18 protein-coding genes are annotated in these 18830 nt (G+C 61.0%); 16 read left to right on the plus strand and 2 right to left on the minus strand.

What is annotated here, in order from left to right:
- Positions 1-15: 15 nt before the first annotated feature.
- The 3 genes from VES88_00790 to VES88_00800 all read left to right on the plus strand — a co-directional run bounded on the left by VES88_00790 (position 16) and on the right by VES88_00800 (position 2713).
- Positions 16-942: a universal stress protein gene (locus tag VES88_00790; GenBank protein HYN80009.1), complete on the plus strand. Its 927-nt coding sequence runs from the start codon at positions 16-18 to the stop codon at positions 940-942.
- 129 nt (positions 943-1071) lie between these two features.
- Entirely contained in the window at positions 1072-1755 is a 684-nt protein-coding gene (locus tag VES88_00795) for a hypothetical protein (protein ID HYN80010.1), read from the plus strand.
- A gap of 22 nt (positions 1756-1777) precedes the next feature.
- A complete protein-coding gene (locus VES88_00800) occupies positions 1778-2713 on the plus strand; it encodes a universal stress protein (protein ID HYN80011.1) in 936 nt (311 codons plus the stop codon).
- Positions 2714-2783: 70 nt separating this feature from the next.
- Here the strand turns inward: VES88_00800 and VES88_00805 are convergent, their stop codons facing one another.
- Positions 2784-3380 (minus strand): CBS domain-containing protein, encoded by a 597-nt coding sequence (locus tag VES88_00805; protein HYN80012.1) that lies wholly within the window; start codon positions 3378-3380, stop codon positions 2784-2786.
- 284 nt (positions 3381-3664) lie between these two features.
- On the opposite strand from VES88_00805, the gene VES88_00810 reads away from it, so the two are divergent.
- From VES88_00810 to VES88_00845, 8 genes are all read left to right on the plus strand, one after another.
- Positions 3665-3829 (plus strand): hypothetical protein, encoded by a 165-nt coding sequence (locus VES88_00810; GenBank protein ID HYN80013.1) that lies wholly within the window; start codon positions 3665-3667, stop codon positions 3827-3829.
- 158 nt (positions 3830-3987) lie between these two features.
- Positions 3988-6018, plus strand: a complete 2031-nt coding sequence (gene nosZ, locus VES88_00815) for a Sec-dependent nitrous-oxide reductase (protein ID HYN80014.1) — start codon at positions 3988-3990, stop codon at positions 6016-6018.
- Positions 5996-6745, plus strand: coding sequence for a hypothetical protein (locus VES88_00820; protein HYN80015.1), 750 nt, complete (start codon positions 5996-5998; stop codon positions 6743-6745). The genes nosZ and VES88_00820 overlap by 23 nt, the downstream gene beginning before the upstream one ends.
- On the plus strand, positions 6745-7983 hold the full coding sequence (locus VES88_00825) for a nitrous oxide reductase family maturation protein NosD (GenBank protein ID HYN80016.1): 1239 nt from the start codon (positions 6745-6747) through the stop codon (positions 7981-7983). Before VES88_00820 ends, VES88_00825 begins: the two co-directional genes overlap by 1 nt.
- The gene (locus tag VES88_00830) at positions 7977-8690 is read left to right on the plus strand and encodes an ABC transporter ATP-binding protein (GenBank protein HYN80017.1); all 714 of its coding nucleotides are present in this window, start codon (positions 7977-7979) and stop codon (positions 8688-8690) included. The genes VES88_00825 and VES88_00830 overlap by 7 nt, the downstream gene beginning before the upstream one ends.
- Positions 8687-9475, plus strand: a complete 789-nt coding sequence (locus VES88_00835) for an ABC transporter permease subunit (GenBank protein ID HYN80018.1) — start codon at positions 8687-8689, stop codon at positions 9473-9475. The genes VES88_00830 and VES88_00835 overlap by 4 nt, the downstream gene beginning before the upstream one ends.
- Before the next feature lie 41 nt (positions 9476-9516).
- Positions 9517-9966: a plastocyanin/azurin family copper-binding protein gene (locus VES88_00840; GenBank protein HYN80019.1), complete on the plus strand. Its 450-nt coding sequence runs from the start codon at positions 9517-9519 to the stop codon at positions 9964-9966.
- A gap of 19 nt (positions 9967-9985) precedes the next feature.
- Positions 9986-10477: a hypothetical protein gene (locus tag VES88_00845; protein HYN80020.1), complete on the plus strand. Its 492-nt coding sequence runs from the start codon at positions 9986-9988 to the stop codon at positions 10475-10477.
- A 7-nt stretch (positions 10478-10484) separates the two neighbouring features.
- Here VES88_00845 and VES88_00850 read toward each other — a convergent pair whose 3' ends face one another.
- Positions 10485-11153, minus strand: a complete 669-nt coding sequence (locus tag VES88_00850; protein HYN80021.1) for a dienelactone hydrolase family protein — start codon at positions 11151-11153, stop codon at positions 10485-10487.
- Positions 11154-11365: 212 nt separating this feature from the next.
- On the opposite strand from VES88_00850, the gene VES88_00855 reads away from it, so the two are divergent.
- The 5 genes from VES88_00855 (at position 11366) to VES88_00875 (ending at position 18800) form a co-directional block, all read left to right on the plus strand.
- Positions 11366-12307, plus strand: a complete 942-nt coding sequence (locus VES88_00855; protein HYN80022.1) for a universal stress protein — start codon at positions 11366-11368, stop codon at positions 12305-12307.
- 165 nt (positions 12308-12472) lie between these two features.
- Entirely contained in the window at positions 12473-12844 is a 372-nt protein-coding gene (locus VES88_00860) for a hypothetical protein (protein HYN80023.1), read from the plus strand.
- Between the two features lie 62 nt (positions 12845-12906).
- Complete coding sequence (locus VES88_00865) at positions 12907-14277, plus strand: TolC family protein (GenBank protein ID HYN80024.1); 1371 nt, start codon at positions 12907-12909, stop codon at positions 14275-14277.
- Complete coding sequence (locus tag VES88_00870) at positions 14274-15515, plus strand: efflux RND transporter periplasmic adaptor subunit (GenBank protein ID HYN80025.1); 1242 nt, start codon at positions 14274-14276, stop codon at positions 15513-15515. Before VES88_00865 ends, VES88_00870 begins: the two co-directional genes overlap by 4 nt.
- Positions 15516-15521: 6 nt before the next feature.
- Entirely contained in the window at positions 15522-18800 is a 3279-nt protein-coding gene (locus VES88_00875; GenBank protein ID HYN80026.1) for a CusA/CzcA family heavy metal efflux RND transporter, read from the plus strand.
- Positions 18801-18830 lie beyond the last annotated feature (30 nt).

Consider the following 18830-nt stretch of genomic DNA (forward strand, 5'->3'; position numbering starts at 1 on the left):
ATCGTCGAGGATCCCATGATAACCCGGACCACGCCTCTCCAGGGCACCGAGCAGCAATGGCAATACGAAACGCCGATGACCGGTGGTGTCGTCGTCGGGTTCGATGGCTCATCCGCTTCTAATGCCGCGCTGGAGACAGCCGGCGTCATAGCCGCCGCGAAGAGGTGCGCAGTGCACGTGGTGAGCGTTCTGCAGCCGATGTCGTCATACAAGCTCGAGCTCGGAGGCGATCACTCTCCTTCCCAGGTTGAAAACCTCCGACGACAATTGCGCGACGCGGCGATCCAGGATGCGATTGGCACAGCTGCCGAGAGAGCCGGCTGGACGCGACAAGTCGTGATAGGTAATGCTGCAGCACAGATCGCAAAGGTGGCGGAAAGACGCGGGGCGGACCTGATTCTTCTGGGGAAGACGCAACGCGGAGTGATAGATCGTCTAGTGACCGGTGAGACAACGCTGCAAGTGATGCGCTGCTCATCCGTACCAGTGTTGGTCGTGGATACCGGGATGGAGAGGCCGGCGACGGCTGTCGTGGCTATTGACTTCGGACCGGCGAGCAAACGAGCGGCGCGGCTGGCGCTGGAGATGCTCGGCAAGGAAAGAGGGACCCTATATCTCGTGTACGTCGAGGAGCCCATCGATCTATTCCCCGGTGCCACGATTGCTCCGGTCGCGCAGCACTACCCGGGCGAGGTCCTGGTTCTTTTCAGGCGCGTACTCGATGATCTTCGGGTTCCGGCCGGAGTCGTTGTCGAGACTGTCATGCTGAATGGAATGCCAGTCCCGGCACTTGAGGAATTCTGCGAGCGCGTCGGAGCCGACCTTCTCGCTGCCGGCACGCACGGCTTGTCGCGTGTCGCCTGCTTCTTCCTCGGCAGCGTATCTACGGGTCTGGTTCGACGATCACGGATACCGGTGCTTATCGCTCCCGCATCGGACTGAGGATCCATCCTTGAAGTCATTCGCAGGTGGACACTCCGTGGCGCTCCCGCAGCCTGGAGGAATTTCCCTTACAAGAGTCGCAAACATCGCCTGACTCCTGACGAACGCCCTGAGTTGTACTCTGATCGTATGAGATTCATCAAGCTATTGCTCGTCTTCGTCGGCGCACTGGCGCTGATTGCCGGAGACGCTTCTGCCCAGGAAAAGTCCGGGACTCTGCGGCTTCCGGTACGCGCCGACAGCAAGGTCTGGCTCGAGGGAAGCTCGAACGTGCGGGACTGGACTTGCAAGGCGACCGCACTCGAAGCTCTCATCGCCGTGGATGCGTCGAGTGTCGACAGCAACGACAATGCCGCAATTGCACGCTCGCTTCGCGGAGTCGACGTGATTGTTCCGGTGAGGGGACTCAAGTGCGGCGACCGCCACATGGAAGCGAACATGTACGACGCGCTCAAAGCGCCAAAGCCGCCGGCAATCGGCTACATAGTCGCCGACTTCGAGATCACTCCATCAGTGGTGGGTGATAACCTGATGGTCGAGGCAATCGGCAGGATGATCGTTGCCGGCGCCGAGCGTCCCGTGCGGATGACGGTCAAGACGGAGAATCTCCCGGACGGCACGCGACGAGCCCGCGGAACGGTGCCGATTCTCATGACCGACTTCGGAATCGTCCCGCCGCGACCGTGGTTCGGAGTTCTACGGACAGCGAACAAGGTTCACATTCACTTCGAGATCTTCGTCAGCCCGCAGGCGCTGGCCTCGGCACAGCGACTGGCCGCAGCCCAAAAATCGGCTGAGGTCCCGACGCAGTAGCACACATAGGGGGAGGGGAGTCATGAACGCCATTGCCAACGGTCCCATCGCGCGCGAGATGCCGGCGAAGCGTCACTCGCCCGTGCGTCGCGCCGTAATACTCGTTGCAACCGACGGATCCGAGAGATCGCACGCAGCCTACACAGCCGCAGAGCTGATTGCGGCGCAAACCCACGCACGAGTCCACGTGCTCTCCGTTGTGGAGCCATTCCCTCCTGTCGCCGAAATTCCGGGAACGACGATTCCAACCCCGGGTGTCGAAGAATCGACAAAGGATGCGCTGCGCGCCGACATGGTGGAGCAGCTCCTGACGCGAGGGCGCCTTGGACGGTGGTCGACCGAGATATTGGTGGGAAAGCCGGCAAGGGTAATTGCCGAGGTCGCGAAGGAGCGCGAGGTGGACCTCATCATTATCGGCGCGGGGCAGCACGGGATGATCGACCGTCTGCTCGGAGAGGAAACCTCGAGTAACCTCGCCAGGGTTGTCCAACGGCCGGTGCTCGTGGCTTCGCCGTCCCTTGTACGCCTTCCAAGGCGCGTTATCCTCGCGCTCGACCTGGATCAGTCAGATCGCGGCGAGCTTGTCAGCGCGCTCGAGCTTCTTGGCTCGCCGGAAGAGGTGTCCGTCGTGCACGTGACTCCCCGTTCCGAATCTTTCGGAATTGATTGGGCGGAATTCGACGATGAGTATCGCGGCGATGTGGCCAGAGCGTACGGCGAGCTGGTGGCAGCACTTGCTTCGCTTCCTGGAGTCCGGCCGACTCTTGCCATCGAGCACGGCGAAGCAGCACGCGAGATCAATCGGTTCGCGGAGCGCAACGCTGCAGACCTGATCGTGCTCGGTGTGAAGCGCCGGAGCCCATTCTCAGTTGCCCCCGGCGCAGGTATCGCGTTGAAAGTCGCTCGCTCGGCCGGCTGCTCGGTGCTCCTCGTTCCAAAGCACCGTTCAGCGTTTTGACGAATGGATTTCTCCCGACGTCGCCACCGGGCTTATTGAGCGGTTGAGGCGGCGAGCGGGTCGGCTGCCGTCAGCTGGTCTTGTCGAACACGAAGCTGCGATTCGGGAGCTGCCTCTCGGCCACCGCCCGGGCAATGTCCATTGCCGAAACCAAACCCACGAGGTGGCCGCGATTCAAGACCAGAACGCGATGGATGCCGTACTCGCGCATCATGTCGGCCGCGCTTCTCACGTCAGCGTCGGGGGACAGCCACCGAATGGTCTTGGTCATCACGTCCTCTACCAGGTGGTTCGATAGCACGTCCGACGAGGACTTGCCCTGACTGTCGATTACCTCGTCCGTCTCTTCAGTGTGCTCGTCCCACATATCGGTAAAGAAGGAATGTGAGTCATCGTCATCGCCGAGATTGGGGATCTCGTTCCATTCGGGGACTTCACTCCACTCGCCGGCGGGAACCCGTTCCGGCCGGGCTTGGTCGTCACGCGGCGGGGTCGCGGCAAAGGACAGGAGATCGCCGGCCGAAATCACCCCGACGACGCGCTGTCCTGAAACGACGGGTGCGCCGCTCACATGTCGCGCGGTGAGAATCTCCATCGCTTCCCGGAGGGTCATCTGCGGCTCGAGAGTCATCACCCGTCGAGTCATTATGTCGCGTAATCTGAGCATGTCCGCATTCCTCGAAGTGTCGCTGGTTGCACCGATCCCGGTGGTTGGTCGTTCCTTACTTCGTGACGATACGGGTTGAGTGCAGCCAGGCAGATCAGGGGAAGCTTGAAATCACCGTGGGGAAACCTCCGACACAGCTGAGGCGATTCTCCGCGAGTTCTCACAATCGGGGTTTCCTGCACGCGTTTGCGTGTGTTTGCCCGATAACAATACCCGCGGTGTGTAGCCAGTCTCAGGAAGCAAGGATCAGTCGATTTCATGGTCATTTTTCTCCGCAGGCCTTAATGACGAACCTGAAGCTTGGCGCGAACGTAACCGTGTTCTTGCTCTTTTTCGGGATGTCGTTCATCGACGCGATCGTGTCAGGCCACTGGGTGGGCGTATTTCTCTGGGCGGCCTTCGGTGCGCTTTTCCTCCGCGCTGACAACCGGAAAACAGTAACGCACTAGAGCAGTCCTCAACCGGCCACGTAAGCCTTTCCCTTACGAGGCCATGGACATTCCCGAAGCGGATCTTCGGAATTCGCCTGATGCTCGGCCGTGGAAGCGCGCGTGATCTTGCTGCGACGCGAGTGAGATCCACCGGACGCAAACCAAGAGAGAGGGCGATGAGACGATTTCCTTTCCTTCCGAAGCCGGCGCTGCTCTTTGCCGCCGGTGCTGCAGCGATAGCCGTGTTCTATGCATGCTCGAGAACCGCAACGAATACCAGCGATGTGCTCGCCGGTAACGCGGCCTCGAAGGTCTATGTGGCTCCAGGAACGTACGACGAGTACTACGCGTTCCTGTCCGGGGGGTACAACGGGCAGGTCATGGCTTATGGTCTTCCCTCGGGCCGCCTGCTCAAGCTCATCGGTGTATTCTCCCAGAATCCGGAAACCGGATGGGGATACAGTGAAGAGACCAGGCCGATGCTGCAGACGACCTATGGACTCGTTCCGTGGGACGACACGCATCACACCGAGCTCTCGCAGACCGCTGGAGTGCCGGATGGGCGATGGCTGTTCGTAAACGGGAACAACACGCCCCGTGTCGCGCGAATCGATCTGAAGACATTCGAGACGACTGAGATTCTTCAGATCCCGAACGCGGGCGGCGGCCATGCATCTCCATTCACCACGCCTGACACGAAGTACATCATTTCGGCCACGCGCTTCAGCGTTCCGGTACCGAACGCCGACGTACCGATTCCAAGCTACAAGCAGAACTTCAAGGGCACGCTGTCGTTCATCACCGCGGATCAGCCGGGCAGGATGGACATTGCCTTCCAGGTGATGATGCCCGGGTTCAACTACGACCTTGGTCATGCAGGCAAGGACGTATCGGATGGCTGGTTCTTCTTCACGATGTACAACACAGAGCAGGCGTACGAGAAGCTCGAGCTGAACGCGTCGCAGAAAGACAAGGACTTCATTGCCGCGGTGAATTACCGGCAGGCCGAGCAGTGTGTTGCGCAGGGCAAGGCGAAAGCCACGTCGTCGGACTACTTCCACAACGTGCTTGACGAAAAGACGCGCATGGCCCGCTCCGAGCGCAGGACTTCAGTGAAGATGCTCGACCCTCGCGACTGTCCGGGGCTGGTCTACTTCCTTCCCACGCCAAAGTCCCCGCATGGCGTCGACATCGATCCGTCGGGTGAGTACATCGTTGCCGGCGGGAAACTCGCGACTGTGATTCCGGTCCATTCCTTCAGCAGGATGCAGAAGGCAATTGCTGACAAGCAGTTCGAATCCGACGTGGATGGGATCCCGGTGCTCAAGTATGCGTCGACAATCGGGGGCGAAGTTCAGAAACCCGGTCTGGGGCCGCTGCACACGGAGTTCGACGGAAAGGGCAACGCGTACACCTCGATGTTCATTTCATCCGAGGTCGTGAAGTGGAAGCTCGGCACGTGGGAGGTGCTCGACCGGATGCCTGTGTATTACTCCGTCGGCCACATCATGATTCCGGGCGGCGACAGCAAGAAGCCGTGGGGCAAGTATCTGCTGGCCATGAACAAGATCACCAAGGACCGCTATCTGCCGACAGGGCCGGAGCTCGCGCAGTCGGCACAACTCATCGACATCAGCGGCGACAAGATGAAGATGCTGCTCGATTTCCCGACACTGGGAGAGCCGCACTACGCTCAGGCGATTCCTGCGGATTTGGTCACAAGAACCAGCATGAAGTTCCATAAGCTTTCCGAAAACAGGAATCCGGACATCACCGCCTCGGAAGCAGCGGGTGGGATACGCCGCGAAGGGAAGAAAGTTCACGTCAACATGGTCGCGATCCGAAGCCATTTCGCTCCCGACAATCTCGAGGGCGTGCAGCTCGGCGATACGGTTCTGTTTCACGTCACCAACATCGAGCAGGACTGGGACATCGTCCACGGCTTCGGGGTGATGGGCGCGACCAACTCGGGGATCGTGATCCCGCCGGGTGAGACAAGGACGATCAAGTGGATCCCGTCGATGGTTGGCGTCTTTCCCTTCTACTGCACGGATTTCTGCTCGGCGCTCCACCAGGAGATGCAAGGCTACATCAGGGTGTCGCCGGCAGGCTCGAATGTCGCGCTGTCCGCGAACGTGAGTGCAAAGGCCGCGACGCAGGTAGAACGGATGAAGCAGGTTCCACGTGCGTCAAGCGCTCCTCGCTGATCGCGCGGGGTGGGCGGGCGGACGCTCCGGCGTCCTGCCCGCGCTACTCGGGCAAGCCCCGATGATCGCGACGAAACCCATGCCAAACCGGAGAGGAATGCCTTCGCTTTCGAGAGCTCTCGTCGCGATTTCATCGTTGCTGCTCGCAGGGTTGTTCTTTTTCCCACTGTGGCAGGTGCGGCTCAAAGCGCCCCAATATCCTGAAGGACTGGGGATGAACATCCGCATCAATACCATCGAGGGAGCAACCGAAAACGACCTGAAGAACATCAACGGCCTGAACCATTACATCGGAATGAAGCCGATCGATCCGGAAACAATTCCGGAGCTCAGGTTCATGCCGTGGATCGTCGGGGCGCTGATCGTTTCCGGACTGGCCGTGGCTGCCGTGGGGAGGCGGACAATTCTCTATTCCTGGCTCGCCGGATTTTTTGCCCTCGGGGTCGCCGGACTGATCGATTTCTGGCGATGGGAGTACGACTACGGGCACAACCTCGACCCGACCGCGATCATCAAGATCCCGGGGATGTCGTATCAGCCGCCTCTGATCGGGACGAAGCAGCTGCTCAACTTCGAGGCGGTCTCGCTGCCCGGCATCGGTGGCATTCTTGCCGGCGTCGCGTTTGCGCTTGGATTGTTCGCGGTCATTCACAGCCTGCGGCAGGGCAGGGCCTCGCAAGACAGCCACGCCGTGTCCGCGGCGGGCGAAACTTTCCGGTCCGCCTGATGCGTCCGCCAGCAATTCTGTTCGCACTCTGCCTTGTTTGCGGAAGTGCATCTGCGCAGCAGACGATCACCGTCTCCCCGTCGGGCAAGCTCCGCTCGATTACGGCAGCGATAGCCGCGGCTCGTCCGCACGACCGAATAGTCATCAAGACGGGCGTGTACCGCGAGCCAACGATCGTTGTCGCGAAGCCGGTCGAGATAACCGGCGAGGGATTTCCGGTTCTGGATGGCCAGTCGGCACGGCCGATCATGGTTATCACCGCCGACAGCGTAACGGTCCACGGCATTCACTTCCGGCGCGTTGGCACGAGCTTCGTCGAAGACTGGGCGGCGCTGCGAGTAGAAAACGCAAAGGGATGCTCGCTGGAGAACAATCTCATCGACGACGCTTTTTTCGGCATTTACCTCGCGCGCGTCAGCCAGTGCTCAATAAAGGGGAATGTCGTTCGCGGCCGCAATTCGCGTGAAATGGCTTCAGGAAACGGGATCCACATCTGGCAGTCCAGCCAGATCGACATCGCCCGGAACCGTATTTCGGGTCACCGTGACGGGATCTACTTCGAGTTTGTGCGGAACAGCACGATTGCCGGTAACGTGAGTGAAAAGAATCTCCGTTACGGCCTGCATTTCATGTTCTCGGATGACTGCCGCTACACGGCGAACGTTTTTCGGAGCAATGGCGCGGGTGTCGCCGTCATGTTCACCCGCCGGGTTGAGATGATCGGCAACCGGTTCGAGAACAACTGGGGAAGCGCGGCGTACGGTCTGCTCCTGAAGGAGATCAGTGACAGCCGCCTCGAGCGGAATGTCTTCTCGCGTAACACGGTTGGCCTCGTCGCTGACGGCGCCAATCGACTGCGGGCGCTCGAGAACCAGTTCAGCGACAACGGGTGGGCGGTAAAGCTCGAAGCAAGCACGGATGAAGCTCTTTTCACGCGCAATAACTTCACGGACAACACGTTCGACGTCTCCACGAACAGCACCCAGCCGTCCGCGAAATTCGCGGGCAACTACTGGCAGGACTATGCGGGCTACGATCTCGATCGAAACGGAATCGGCGATGTGCCCTTTCGCCCAGTCCGTCTCTTCTCCGTGATCGTCGCGCACAACTCTCCGACGATAATTCTCCTCCGAAGCCCGTTTGTACGACTGCTCGATACGGCTGAGCGGATAATCCCCGCGCTGACGCCCGAGCTGCTCGCTGACGCTTCACCGGCAATGCGGCGGTTCAGATGGTAGAGATCGAGGGGCTCCGAAAACGGTTCGGCCGGCTCTGCGTTCTCGATGGAGTCGACCTGAGCATTGCGCGCAATCGCGTGACTGCAATCGTCGGTCCGAACGCGGCCGGGAAGACAACACTGATCAAGACGATTCTCGGACTCACTCGCCCTGATGGCGGCACCATCCGGGTGAATGGCAAACCTGTGGACGGGCGCGAGGATTACCGAGCTCACATCGGCTACATGCCCCAGATCGCGCGCTTCCCCGACAATCTGAGCGCCACCGATCTCTTCGAGATGCTGAAGGACCTGAGGGGCGCTGGTGTTGCGGTGGACCAGCGATTGGCCGAAGCGTTCAGGCTCGACTGCGAGGTTTCGAGGCCGCTGAGGACACTTTCCGGCGGAACACGTCAGAAGATCAATGCGGTGATGGCTTTTCTGTTCGCCCCGGATCTTCTGATTCTCGACGAGCCGACGGCCGGCCTCGACCCGGTCGCCAGCGGCGTGTTAAAGGCGCGAATCGCGGAGGAGCGAGCGTCGGGAACGACTTTCATTCTCACGTCGCACATCATGAGCGAGCTCGAGGAGCTGGCGGACGATGTGGTGTTTCTTCACGACGGCAGAGTAGAGTTCGCCGGTCCTGTCGCGGAGATCAAGAGTCTCACCCGGCAGAACAATCTCGAGCGCGCAATCGCAGAGATGATGATTCGAGGCGCTGCCGCATGAGCCCGACTGCAAAGATTGCCGCTTTTGAGGTGAGGGACGTTCTCAGAAGCCGGTGGCTGATCGGTTACGCTCTTTTCTTCCTCGTCGTAACAGACGCGCTGCTACGCTTCGGCAGCAGTGAGAAGGCTCTCTTGAGCCTCGTAAACGTGGTGCTGTTCGTCACGCCGCTTGTAACGCTCGTGTTCGCGACCGTGTACCAGTACAACTCGCGAGAATTCATCGAGCTGCTGCTCGCGCAACCGGTAAAGCGGCGTCAGCTCTTCGGCGGACTGTATCTGGGCGTCGCTCTTCCGCTGTCGGTCGTGTTCATCGCGAGCGTGGGCGTTCCGATGATCGTCCATCGCAGCGACAACCCCGTCGCCCTCGGCACCCTCGGCGCCCTGCTGGGAATCGGCGTCGCGCTCACAGGAGTCTTCACCGCAATCGCCTTTCTGGTTGTGGCGCGAAGCGACGACAGGATGAAGGGCCTCGGAATCGCCATCGTGCTCTGGCTCACGTTAGCCCTGCTGTACGACGGCGTGGTGCTGCTGCTCGTGATGATCTTTGCCGATCATGCATTGGAGCAGCCGCTGCTGGCGCTCATGACACTCAATCCGATCGATCTCGCTCGAGTCGCTCTGTTGCTGCGATTCGATGTGTCGGCGCTTCTCGGATACACAGGCGCCGTGATGCGGCAGTTCTTCGGCGCCAGCGCCGGTCTCGCCATCACTTCGAGTGTCCTGGCGCTCTGGGTCGCGGTGCCACTGGTATTCGCGTTCCGCGGCTTCAATCGGAAGGACTTTTGATACTCGCTTCACCCACTAACTAACAGTACGAGGCACACGAGATGACAGGACGAATTCTTGTCGCGATTTCATTTGTTCTTGTAGCTGCGGTCTCATGCAGCAAGGGAGAGAACGCAGCAACGAGTGACGCTCCCGCAGCTGCGCCCGCCGCTCCATCGGTTGCCGGTGCGCCTGCGACTCCCGCGCCCGGCGGGAAGGTGATCGTCGTGGAGATGGTGACGGACGAAAAGGGAAACTACTTCACCCCCGCCGAGATCGAGGCGCATCAGGGTGACGTTATACGGTTCACGCTCAGGGTGGGGGTTCACAACGTGAACTTCCTTGCCGACTCCAACAGCATCAAGACGGGCCTGCCTCCCGCCAGCGACATGCTTCAGCTGCCGGGACAGACATACGATCTGCTGGTCAACCTGCCCGAGGGGGATTACTACTTTCAGTGTGACCCGCACGCCGCGCTCGGAATGAAAGGCAAGCTCGAGGTCGAAGACTGAGCGAGCACGTGAGAAGCTGATGGACTGGTTCGTCAAGGCATTCATCAAGGCGAGTGTCACCTGGCTCGCGCTGGGTGTCACCCTCGGTCTTGCAATAGCGATCCACCCTGTCTGGGTCATCTACCGTCCGGCGCACCTCCACATGCTGCTTCTCGGATTCGTGGCGATGATGATCTATGGCGTCGCCTATCACGTCATTCCGCGATTCGTTGGTTTTCCTCTCCACAGCAGGCGTGCTGCGGGCTGGCACTGGTGGATCTCGAACGTGGGGCTTCTGTTGATGGTCGCCGGGTTTGCGGTGAAGGCTCGGTCGGGCGCCGTAGTCACAATCTTGCTGTCTGCAGGCGGCATCCTCGCCGCGCTCGGCGCATACACGTTTGCGTACGTTCTCTGGCGCACTCTGGAAGGTCCCGCCAGGAAACTCGCCACGCCTCCGGTGACCCAAAGCACCCGACAGAACCTGCCGCTTGCGGAGCCAGCCTCGGCGTCCAGATCGGGTATTGCCACCTAAGTGAGTGCTAGCTCAGATGCCCGTCAAACCACTCTGAGGTGAGGGTCGTGACGGAATCGAATGCCCCGCGTTCTTCGAAAAGGTGGCTTGCGCCTGGCACGACGGCGAGGCGACGCTCGCAATTCAGGCGCCAATATGCCCATCGGTTGAGCTCCAGGATTGCGGTGTCGTTGCTACCGACGATCAGCAGCGTGGCCGCCTCTACTTTGCGCAGAGCGACGTCTGCGAGATCAGGTCGGCCGCCACGCGAGACGACAGCTTGAACGAGAGATGGCATGTCGGCAGCAGATAGCAAAGCGGCGCCGGCACCGGTACCCGTCCCGAAGTATCCAACAGGCAGACCGGAAGCTTCGCTCTCGTCTTTCAGCCAGCGCGCCGCGAGTGCCACGCGCTCCGCAAGAAATCTCACGTCGAAGCGCAGCGCAGCTGTAAGTGCATCCTCACGTTCTTCATCAGGAGTGAGGAGGTCGAGCAGCAGAGTCGCGAATTTCTGGTCGTAAAGTCTTCGTGCGACCATCCGATTTCGACGACTGAACCGGCTGCTGCCACTTCCCTGGGCGAATATGACGACGCCCGTCGGATCGAGTGGCATCGTCCAGTCGGCTTCTATGAACGCGCCGTCAAGGGTGATTCGCACTGTTCGATCGATTGGCCTGTCATAGGCGATCGTTGTCATCGAAGTTCTCCCTGGAGTCGTGATTGTGATTCAATCTCTCGGCTGACCGAGCATCCGCAGTCAGGCAAAACCGGAGAGTCGATCAGCGAAACCAGCACGCGAGATCGTAACGCTGCCCGATGGAGCCGCGCCGGGAATACCTTTATCATCTGGGTGACTTTCGAGCACCTCCCGGTGCTGGGCCCCGAACGGCAACCAATCAGGAGATTGCCATGTCTGATCCCGCCGCACATCGGCACGACCCCGCCGCGGAAAGCGCTTATCCGCCAGTGAGGCAAGCGTCCTCCGGCCCAATTCTGGTCGCAACCGATGGCTCGGCCGCGGGTGAAGCAGCATTCCGCGCCGCAGTGCTCGTTGCCGCGAAGTTGTCCGTGAGTGTGCGCGTCATCGTTGTCGTAGAGCCGTTGCCCGTGCTGGTGCCCGAGCCCTCACTCATAATGCAGCCGCTGGTTGCGTCTCCGGAGATGCTGAACGTCGTTCGTGACCGTGTGATATCGCAGCTCGATGGCCTCGCAACTGAGGGATTGAATTGGCGCGTGGAAATCGAGTACGGAAGGCCAAGCGAAAAAATCGCGAACAAAGCTCGCGCCTGCGATGCGCAGCTGATTGTCATCGGGCTCGTGCACCACGGTGTGGTGGACAGGATTCTTGACGGTGACACCGCGCTCGAGGTGGTGCGTCAGTCTCGGGCGCCGGTGCTTCTCGCATCGGCGGATTGGAAAGCGCAACCGAAGCGCGCTGTACTCGCTGTCGATTTCAGCCCGCAAAGCATCGAAGCAGCTCGCGCCGGGCTGCGTCTTCTCGGAGACGGATCGACGGTGTTTCTCGCACATGTGCGGCCGATGGTGACTGTGTTCGACGGAATGGGCATGTGCAAGGAGGAGTACGAGACTGCCGCGGCGAAAGAGCTCCAGAAGTTCGCCCTTGCGTTGCCTGCTCCGGCTGGAGTGCGTGTCGAGCAGGTGATCCTTTCGGGCAACCCGGCTGCCGCCATGCTTGGCCTCGCCGAGGAGGAGAATGCGGAACTGATCGTCTGCGGCACGCGCGGGGCCGGGCTGGTGCAGCGGCTGCTACTCGGCAGCGTGGCGACGCGGCTCATGCGTCATTCGACACGATCGCTTCTCATCGTTCCCGATTCGGCGGACTCAGCGTAAAGGCGATTTCCTGCGAGCGGCAGCGTCGGAGGCGCAAGTCGGGTATTCGCCGACACCGATGCAGTGGGTTTACCTGACTATCGTGTGCCTTTAGTCCATTTATCATGCCTCTGTAAATAGGCGGCTCTGAAGAGAGCTCGTCGCAGCCGACATTTTGCCGATCGCATGGTCACCCAACGTCGTTTCGTTGTTGCTCTTCTCGCCATCGCGCTGTCATCGCAGCTCGTGCAGGCACAGCTGTTTCGTTGCGACCTGATGGACATGGGCGCGACGGCGTCAATGCAATCGATGCCCAACTCCGCGAGCGATGAGCCCGATGCGATGATCGAGGCCTCTAGCGGCGATCAGGACTCTCAGCACGGTATACCCGCACCCTCGAGCTGCACGGTGAGTGTGATCTGCGTGATTGGTCCGGCCATCCCGGCTATGTCGCAAGCCGCCGTCGATGCGGTCGATGTCTCGCGAGTAATCGCATTCGCGATGATCGCACCCCCCACACGCGCGCTTCGACCAGACTTTCCCCCTCCGCGCGTTTAGTCCCCCCGTATCACGCGCCGCGCATCAACGCCGGCGTAACACGAAGCATGGTGGGACTTGAAATGGTACGTACACATTGCGGGCGCAAAGCCCGAACGCATGTAATTCCTGCGACGTTGCTGATGATCGTCGCGGCATCGCCATTCGCTATCACGGCGGACGCACAGACTGGCGAAATATTGTCCGCCACGAGCGAGAGCCGCGGACGCACTGACCTCGTGCTGGCAGACGTATATCGCCTGGCAGCCGCCAATCCGCGTGTGGCCGCGGCCACAGCACTTGCCCAGGCAACGCAAGCACGCGTGGCGTCTGCGCGACGTCCTTCAGATCCGGAAATTCAGCTCGGATTCATGAACCGATCGCTTCCCTCGCTCGCACCAATGGATCCGCTCGGAATGACTCAGCTGCAGCTCATGCAGATGATCCCAGTCCCGGGGAAGCTTCGACTGGCCGGACGTGTTGCGTCCGCAAACGCTGCCGCTGCGCAGGCGCGTGTCGATGATGTTCGATGGGATGTGCGCGCACGCGCGGCGATGACTTTCTACGACCTTTACGCCTCCGACGCTCAGCTCGACATCGCGCGGCAAACCAAGAGGCTCGTGCAGGAGATCGCGAAGGTTTCCCAGGTCATGTACTCCGTAGGCAACGGCAAGCAGGCAGACGTGCTTCGGGCGCAGGTAGAAGTCGCACGCATGACAGAGGACATCACGCGAATGGAGAGCATGCGAGCGTCGATGGCCGGCCGGCTGAGCGCAATTCTCGGTCTTCAGGAAGGTGCGGTGCTCGCAACGCCGGCTCTACCCGACTTCCCGGAGGCGCTGCCGCCGCTGAATGAGCTCACTGCGGAAGCGTTGCGTAGCCGGCCGATGATCGCAGCTGGTGAGCGCGATCTCTCGGCTGCTGAAGCAGGACAACGGCTTGCCCGGAAAGAGATCTGGACCGACCTGCAGGTCGGCGTTCAGTACGGATGGCGCGAGGGACCGATGGGCACCGAGCGCATGGGAAGTCTCATGCTCGGAGCGACGGTTCCTCTGTATGCTCGCAGCCGGCAGCTGCGGATGCGAGACGAAGCAGACGCGATGCGTGCAATGTCTGCCGCAGACCTCGCAGCAATGCGAGCCGAAACTCGCGGGCGAATGGCGGAGCTGTACGCCGAGTTTGCGAGAGCGAAGAATCTCCGCACGCTCTACAGGACGACAATCCTGCCGCAGGCAGAGGGGACTGTAACCGCCTCCTTTGCCGCGTACCGCGTTGGGGACGTGAACCTGATGACGCTGCTCGACAATCAGATGACGGTCAACCGCTATCGCCAGCAGGTGATCGAGCTCGAGGCAGAGCAGGGCAAGGCTATCGCCGAGATCGAAATGCTGCTCGGGCGCGAGCTCTTCGACGCGGCTCGGGCCACCGCTCACAATACGAGGACAGAAAGATGACCAACATCTCACCCGCGATCGCCGCGCAGAACCCATTCGAGCCGCGGGCCGGATCAAGGCGGCGCACAATAATCCTGACACTTGGAATCATCGCGGCGGCGATTCTGATCGTCATCCTCGCGTTGACTCTTCGCGAAAAGCCCGTGACTGCCGCGAAGGCGCATCCCGCAGCGCCGGGTGCCGCTGTGCCGGCGCAACCGTTGATGATCTCCGCCGAAGCGGCGCAGCGCATCGGAGTGACGTTCGCTCCCGTGGTTCTCGCACCACTCAGCAGGGAAATACGAACAGTTGCGCAAGTCACGTACGACGAGACACGCGTGAAGAGCATCTCGCCCAAGATAGACGGCTGGGTGGAGCAGCTTTACGTGAACTACACGGGACAGGCGGTAGCGACAGGCCAGCCTCTGCTCTCCGTTTACTCGCCGATGCTGGTATCCGCCCAGGAGGAGCTGCTCCTTGCGTCGAAATTGTCGCAGTCTCTGTCGGGTGCATCGAGCGAATCGCGAAGCGGTGCGAGCGACCTCGAGGCGGCAGCGCGCCGACGGCTCGCATACTGGGACATCTCCAACGCTGAGATCGACCGGCTCAAGCGCACTGGCCAGGTCCGGAAGACTCTGACGTTGCACTCGCCCGTGAACGGGGTGGTGATCGAGAAGAACGTACTCGGCGGTCAGCGAATCATGGCCGGCGAGGCGCTCTACAAGATCGCGGATTTGAGTATTGTCTGGGTCGAGGGAGAAGTCTTCGAGCGCGATCTGCCCGCTGTCCGCGTTGGCGCGACCGTCAGCGCCGAGCTCGACGCGCTTCCGGGAGAGCAGAGACGCGGGCGGATAACCTATCTGTCCCCAACTCTCAACGCCGAAACGCGCACTGCGCGGATTCGCGTCGCTTTGCCGAATCCGGGCCTCCGTCTCAAGCCAGGCATGTACGCCACCATTCGAATCGAAGGCGCGACAATCAGCGCAGTCAGCGTGCCGCGAAGTGCCGTGCTTTCCACCGGAGAACGGAATCTTGTCTTCGTGCGGCGGACCGACGGGATGCTCGAGCCCCGAATGGTGAAGATTGGCGAATCGACCGAAGACCGTACGCGAATCCTCGGCGGCGTGAACGTCGGTGAGACCGTGGTTGCGTCAGCCACGTTCCTCGTGGACGCGGAATCGAACCTTGGATCCTCTCTCGGCGGCATGGGCGACATGCCGGGGATGGACATGACGAAGCCTGCTCCAGGCAAGGAGTAGACGACAATGCTCCGGCGAATCATTGAATGGTCGGCGAAGAACAGGCTCATCGTCGGTCTCTTCACGGGGGCTGCAATCTTTGGCGGCCTGTGGGCCCTCTCCAGAACTCCGCTCGAAGCACTGCCAGATCTGAGCGACGTACAGGTGATCGTGCAGGCCGATTACAACGAGCAGGCCCCGCGCATCGTCGAGGATCAGGTCACGTATCCCATCGCCGCGGAGATGCTCAAGGTCCCCGGCGCGGCGACGGTGCGCGGGTACTCATTCTTCGGCGTTTCGTTCGTCTATGTGATCTTCCAGGACGGCACCGATCTCTACTGGGCGCGGTCGCGAGTCCTGGAGTATCTGAACGGAATCAAGGGCAAGCTCCCCCAGAGCGTGACGCCGACGCTCGGTCCCGACGCGACAGGCCTCGGCTGGGTCTATCAATACGCGATCGAGGACACCACCGGACGGAAGACACTCTCAGAGCTGCGGTCGATCCAGGACTGGTACCTCCGCTACGCGCTCACCGCCGTTCCCGGTGTGTCCGAGGTCGCGACCATCGGTGGCTTCGAAAAGCAGTACCAGGTGGACATCGATCCCGCAAAGCTTCTGGCGTACCGAATACCCGTGACGCGAGTCATGCAGGCGATCCAGAACGCCAACAACGACGTCGGCGCAATGGTAATCGAGCTCTCCGAGCGGGAGCACATGGTGCGGGGCCTCGGCTACCTCGAGAGCATATCGGACATCGAAAACGTGGTCGTCGGCGCGACGGCGTCGGGAACGCCGATCCGCGTAGCCGAGCTCGGCAGAGTTACAGTCGGGCCTGCGGTGCGACGGGGGGTTGCTGAGCTCGACGGGCGCGGGGATGCAGTGGGCGGGATCGTAGTGATGCGATTCGGGGAGAACGCCCTCACAACGATCAAACGCGTCAAGGAAAAGCTCGCTGAAGCGGAGACGAGCCTTCCCGTGGGCGTCATCATCACCCCGGTCTACGACAGAAGCAAGCTGATTTTGGAAGCGATCGCTACGCTCAAAGAAAAGCTGCTCGAGGAGAGCATCGTCGTCGCTATGGTATGCCTTCTGTTTCTCATGCATGCCCGCTCCGCTCTCGTGGCGGTGCTCACGCTTCCCGTCGGCATACTCATCGCGTTCATCTCGATGCGGCTGGTTGGCGTCGGCGCGGACATCATGTCCCTCGGCGGCATCGCGATCGCGATCGGTGCCATGATCGATGCTGCGATTGTGATGATCGAGAACATGCACAAGCACCTCGAGCGCGCAGTGGCGGAGAAGGAGCGTTCGGCGGGCAAACCGCCCGACGCGCGCTCGTTCCACAGCGGAGAGCTCAGCACGGCCGAGCGATGGAAGGTCGTCGTCGAGTCGTCGAAGGAAGTCGGGCCTGCTCTGTTTTTCTCGCTCCTCATCATCACTGTCTCCTTCCTTCCGGTGTTCACGCTCGAAGGGCAGGAAGGGCGGATGTTCAAGCCGCTCGCCTTCACCAAGACATTCGCGATGGCAGCGGCAAGCCTGCTCTCCATAACGCTCGTGCCTGTAGCAATGGGGGTCTTCGTACGAGGACGGATCTATCGTGAGTCGGCGAATCCGGTAAATCGCGCGCTCATGAAGGCGTATCGGCCCATGATCACAAGAGTGCTGGCCAATCGGTGGCCGGTGATCGGAGCGGCTGCTGCGGTCGTCATCCTCACCTGGATACCGTGGAGCAGAATCGGCTCGGAGTTCATGCCTCCGCTCGATGAGGGAACCATCCTCTTCATGCCAACGACTCTTCCGGGAGTGAGCGTCGCGAGGGCGCGCGAGATTCTTCGCGTGCAGGATCAGATACTCAAGTCGTTTCCTGAGGTGGAGCATGTATGGGGGAAAGCCGGCCGCGCGAGCACGGCGACCGATCCTGCCGGACTCGACATGTTCGAGACGACCATCACTCTCAAGCCGCGAAGTGCGTGGCGTCCGGGCATCACACAGGAAGTGCTGATATCGCAGATGGATTCCGCGGTTAAGATGCCGGGAGTCGCCAACGCGTGGACAATGCCGATCAAGGGCCGGATTGACATGCTCGCAACGGGAATCCGCACGCCTGTCGGCATCAAGATCTTCGGGCCGGACCTTGGAGAGCTCGAGCGGCTGGGAAGACAGGTCGAATCAGCCGTGCGGTCAGTGCCCGGCACGCGAAGCGCATTCGCCGAGCGCGCGGAGTCGGGATACTACCTCGACATCGACATCGATCGTGCAGCGGCAGCCCGTCATGGACTCAACATCGGCGACGTGCAAACAGTAATCGCCACCGCGATCGGAGGCATGACAATCACACAGACCGTTGAAGGGCGAGAGCGGTATGGCGTGCGTGTTCGCTACCCGCAGGAGCTGCGTGACACTCCCGAAAAGCTGGCTGACGTGCTTGTGCCGGTCGCTCACGAATCCGCCGGCGGCGCACCCGGCCGCTCGATGAATATGTCGTCGCCTGTTACGGCCGAGGGAGCGGCGCAGGTTCCTCTTGGCCAGATCGCAACGATAAGGCGAGTCGCCGGCCCCATGGTCGTGCGAACCGAAGGCGCAGTTCCAACAGCGTGGGTCTATGTGGACGTGGCTGGACGTGACATTGGCAGCTACGTTCGCGACGCCCAGGGAATGGTGGAGCGGATGGTGAAGATGCCGCAGGGTTATTCCATCGTGTGGAGCGGGCAGTACGAGTACATGGAGCGGGCCAGGGCGCGAATGAATTTCGTCGTGCCGGCGACTCTCGCTCTGATCTTTCTTCTGCTCTACTTCAACTTCCGGAGCGTGGGCGAGACTCTCATCGTGATGCTGTCGCTTCCATTTGCGACCGTGGGAGGGATCTGGTTCATCTGGCTCCTCGGCTACAACTGGTCGGTTGCGGTGGCGATCGGATTCATCGCGCTCGCTGGTGTCGCCGCGGAAACCGGAGTAGTGATGCTGCTATATCTGGATCACGCATGGAAGGCTCGCGTGCAATCCGGTCGGCCGACGGTGAGTGATCTCTACGACGCGATCATGGAAGGAGCCGTCGACCGGGTGCGTCCGAAGATGATGACGGTGGCTGCAATCATGGGTGGCCTCCTGCCGATTCTCTGGGGGAGTGGCGCCGGTGGAACTGTGATGCGTCGCATCGCAGCGCCCATGATCGGAGGAATGATCTCGAGCACTGCTCTCACGCTCCTCGTCATACCGGCGATCTACGGATTGTGGAGGGAGAGAGAGCTTGCGCGGGCAGATGCGTATGTCGGCGAAGCGCGAGCAGTTTCCCTTACAACGGCTTGAGACTGTCCCTGACTGACAAGTGGTGAAGAA

The sequence above is a fragment of the Gemmatimonadaceae bacterium genome, assembly GCA_035633115.1.
In the GTDB taxonomy this organism is placed as follows: Bacteria; Gemmatimonadota; Gemmatimonadetes; order Gemmatimonadales; family Gemmatimonadaceae; genus UBA4720.